The sequence below is a fragment of the uncultured Cetobacterium sp. genome (genome assembly GCF_947039425.1).
GTDB lineage: Bacteria > Fusobacteriota > Fusobacteriia > Fusobacteriales > Fusobacteriaceae > Cetobacterium_A.
On record NZ_CAMQYW010000245.1, the window covers coordinates 1 to 3,010 of the forward strand.

Annotated in this window: 5 protein-coding genes and 1 tRNA gene; all 6 read left to right on the forward strand. The window is 24.8% G+C overall.

All coding sequences use genetic code 11. The features are described 5' to 3' along the window. Positions 1–109: 109 nt before the first annotated feature. Positions 110–195, forward strand: a tRNA-Leu gene (locus tag Q0V09_RS09890). 182 nt (positions 196–377) lie between these two features. Then, complete coding sequence (locus tag Q0V09_RS09895; RefSeq protein WP_297489088.1) at positions 378–620, forward strand: hypothetical protein; 243 nt, start codon at positions 378–380, stop codon at positions 618–620. An 88-nt stretch (positions 621–708) separates the two neighbouring features. Next, positions 709–1,095, forward strand: a complete 387-nt coding sequence (locus tag Q0V09_RS09900) for an STAS/SEC14 domain-containing protein (protein ID WP_297489091.1) — start codon at positions 709–711, stop codon at positions 1,093–1,095. A 172-nt stretch (positions 1,096–1,267) separates the two neighbouring features. After that, positions 1,268–1,651: a hypothetical protein gene (locus Q0V09_RS09905; RefSeq protein ID WP_297489095.1), complete on the forward strand. Its 384-nt coding sequence runs from the start codon at positions 1,268–1,270 to the stop codon at positions 1,649–1,651. A 280-nt stretch (positions 1,652–1,931) separates the two neighbouring features. After that, a complete protein-coding gene (locus Q0V09_RS09910) occupies positions 1,932–2,693 on the forward strand; it encodes an amino acid ABC transporter substrate-binding protein (protein WP_297489099.1) in 762 nt (253 codons plus the stop codon). Positions 2,694–2,706: 13 nt separating this feature from the next. Beyond that, the coding region (locus Q0V09_RS09915) for an ABC transporter permease subunit (RefSeq protein WP_297489103.1) at positions 2,707–3,010 on the forward strand (304 nt) is incomplete at its 3' end.

Sequence of the window (3,010 nt, forward strand, 5' to 3'; positions counted from 1 at the left end):
TGTGTACTAAAAATTTTTGAAAAAATTTACCTACAAATTCTTGACACTATCAATTGGGAATAAAATCATTGACAAAAGTCAAAAAAAAAGTTATAATCTTCTCATATAAGCCTGGGTGGTGGAATGGTAGACACGACGGACTCAAAATCCGTTTCCTTCATCGGAGTAAGGGTTCAAGTCCCTTTCTAGGTACCATATAAAGTCAATTAATCTCTCTTAGAGAGATTTTTTTATTTATAGCTCTTTATTTCATGCTATTTTTGTGTTATTATTTATTGAGAACTTTTTTTATATTCAAAACAATTTATATATATATTAAACCTTCTAAGTTTTGTATAGAAGGTTTTTACTTTTTTTATCCAAAGGAGGTGTTTAAAATGAAGCAAAAGTATATCATAGAAGGAGGAGTTAAAATCTCTCTTAAAAATGATATAAATGGTGTTGTATATAATAAATATTCAAATAAATATATGGTTAATATTGAGTTAAAAAATAAAACAAAAGCTCTAGGAATTGCTGATACTCTAGAAGAAGGAATAGAACTTTATTTAAAAGCTTGTAAAAAATATAAATCTGCTAAAATTATTAAAATATATGAACAACAAAGTTTATTTCACTAAGTATATTCAATTTTATTCAAATTTTTTAAAAGGAATCTTCTTTTTCTACAGTATATTTATTTATCTGATTTTTAATTTGGAGGTTTGTATGGGATATAAAATTTTAGATATTGACAATAACATCGTTGAAATCGATGTTATAGATACAATTACATTAGAGGATGAGCTTGAACTTTTATCTAAATTAGAAAATGAAATTAAAAATAATGGGAAAATTAATATTTTAATTCACTTAGAAAAGAATATTAATTTTGAGTTTAAAGCTGCTGTTGAAGATTTCAAAGGGTTTTTAAAACTTGGAGAGAAGATTGAAAAAATTGCTATTATTTCAAATCAAAAAATTTGGAATATTATCACTACATTTTCTAAACCACTTACTTCTTTTAAACATATTCAATCGAAATTCTTTTTAGAAGATGAAACTCTTGAAGCATGGGAATGGATTAAAGATTCAAATAACAATACAAATTTATAAATGGGAGAACTTCATGGAAAAAAAACATTATGTTAGAATTATTATGGGATTAGTATTAATTGCTATTTTAGTTATTGGTTTTATTTCAATGCCTTGGAATATTTAAGAAAAAAGTCAAATTGACTTTTTTCTTTTTTTATATTATTACTTTTAAATTTAGGAGGATTTTTAATTGATTAAAGGAAAAATTATATCTACTAAAAATAAAGAATTATATAACAGTACATTTACTCTTACTAAAACAAAAAGTTTTGAAGGAATGGATTTAACAACTGAAATTAAAGGTGAATTTTTTAATAGTTTATTTTTTAACTTTTCAAAAAAACAATCAACTAAAATATTTTCAACTAATATGGGATTTATTTTTATTAAATTTTATCTCTATGAAAATAAAATTTTAAAAAAATTATGGACAGAAGTTTTCCAGGTAAACGCACACACTAACAATCATATAATCACTGAAAAAAATGAAAGAAATGAATATTTTGATTTAAATTGGAACTCAAATGTTTTTCTTATGAAAGATAAGTTTGGCACAGTAGAAGACTTCGTTTAAATTTTACACTTGACATTATCCTAAAATAGGTATATGATAGTACAAAAATAAGACACGGAGGAAATTATGTTTTACTCAATAAATTTTAGAACAATACATCACCATCATCATAGATAAATGAGTTTGTTATATGAATTTTTTTCATAAATACAGACTCTAATTGTAATTACAATTTTAGTCTGTATCTATGTGACATGAGGAAGAATATATTTTCTTAATAGAAGCCACTTAGATTAAGTCTAAGTGGCTTTTTTGTTTAAAAAAATACTGGAGGATAATTATGAAGACAATATTTAAATTTTTTATGTTAATATCTTTAATTTTTACTTTTGCTTTTGCTAAGGATAACTCTTTAACTCAAATTAAAGATAAAGGTGAATTCGTAGTTGGATTAGATGATACTTTCGCTCCTATGGGATTTAGAAATAACAAGGGAGAAATTGTTGGTTTTGATATTGATTTAGCTAAAGAAGTTTCTAGAAGAATGGGTGTTAAAGCCGTATTTGTACCATGCGATTGGGATGGTATTTTATTTAACTTGAGAAGTAAAAAAATTGATGCAATTTGGAATGGTTTAACAATAACTGAAACTAGAGCAAAGCAAATTGCTTTTTCTGATCCTTATTTTAATGATGATCAAATAATACTTGTAAAAAGAAAAAACATTAAAACCTTAGATGATTTAAAAAATAAAAATATCGGTTTGCAAATGGGAAGTAGTGCTTATTTTGCTCTTGAAAACTCTCCTTTAGCTAAAGAAGTTAAAGATATTAAAAAGTATCCTAGTAATGTAGAAGCTTTACTTGATCTAGAAGCTGGAAGAACTGATGCTGTAGTCATGGATTCTGTAGTTGCAAAATATTATATTTCTAAAAAACCAGAGTTTAGAATTTTAGGACAACCTCTTAAAAAAGAAAAAATCGCTATTGGATTAAGAAAAAATGATATTGCTTTAAGAAATGAAATAAATTCAACTTTAACTGAAATAAAAAATGATGGAACATTTAATAAAATTTACGTTAAATGGTTTGGAAATAAATAAAAAGGGAGCTTTCATGGAAAATAATATTTTATATATTTTACAAGGGTTATCACTAACTCTTAAACTTTATATTTTTACACTTATAATCTCATTGCCTCTAGGAATTGTTCTTGCACTTGGACAAATTTCTAAATTTAAATTTCTTCATTATATAATCAACATCTATACTTGGATTTTTAGAGGTACACCTCTTTTATTACAATTATTCTTTGTATATTATGGATTGCCTGTAATTGGAATTGTATTAGAACCTTTTACAGCTGCATTAATTACATTTACTGTTAATTATGCTGCGTATATTTCAGAGATTTTCAGAG

What these genes read in the sequence shown, in the direction of transcription:
- Q0V09_RS09900 (WP_297489091.1), top strand. Translation starts at nt 709, where the DNA reads ATGGGATATAAAATTTTAGATATTGACAATAACATCGTTGAAATCGAT.
- Q0V09_RS09910 (WP_297489099.1), top strand. Translation starts at nt 1,932, where the DNA reads ATGAAGACAATATTTAAATTTTTTATGTTAATATCTTTAATTTTTACT.
- Q0V09_RS09895 (WP_297489088.1), top strand. Translation starts at nt 378, where the DNA reads ATGAAGCAAAAGTATATCATAGAAGGAGGAGTTAAAATCTCTCTTAAA.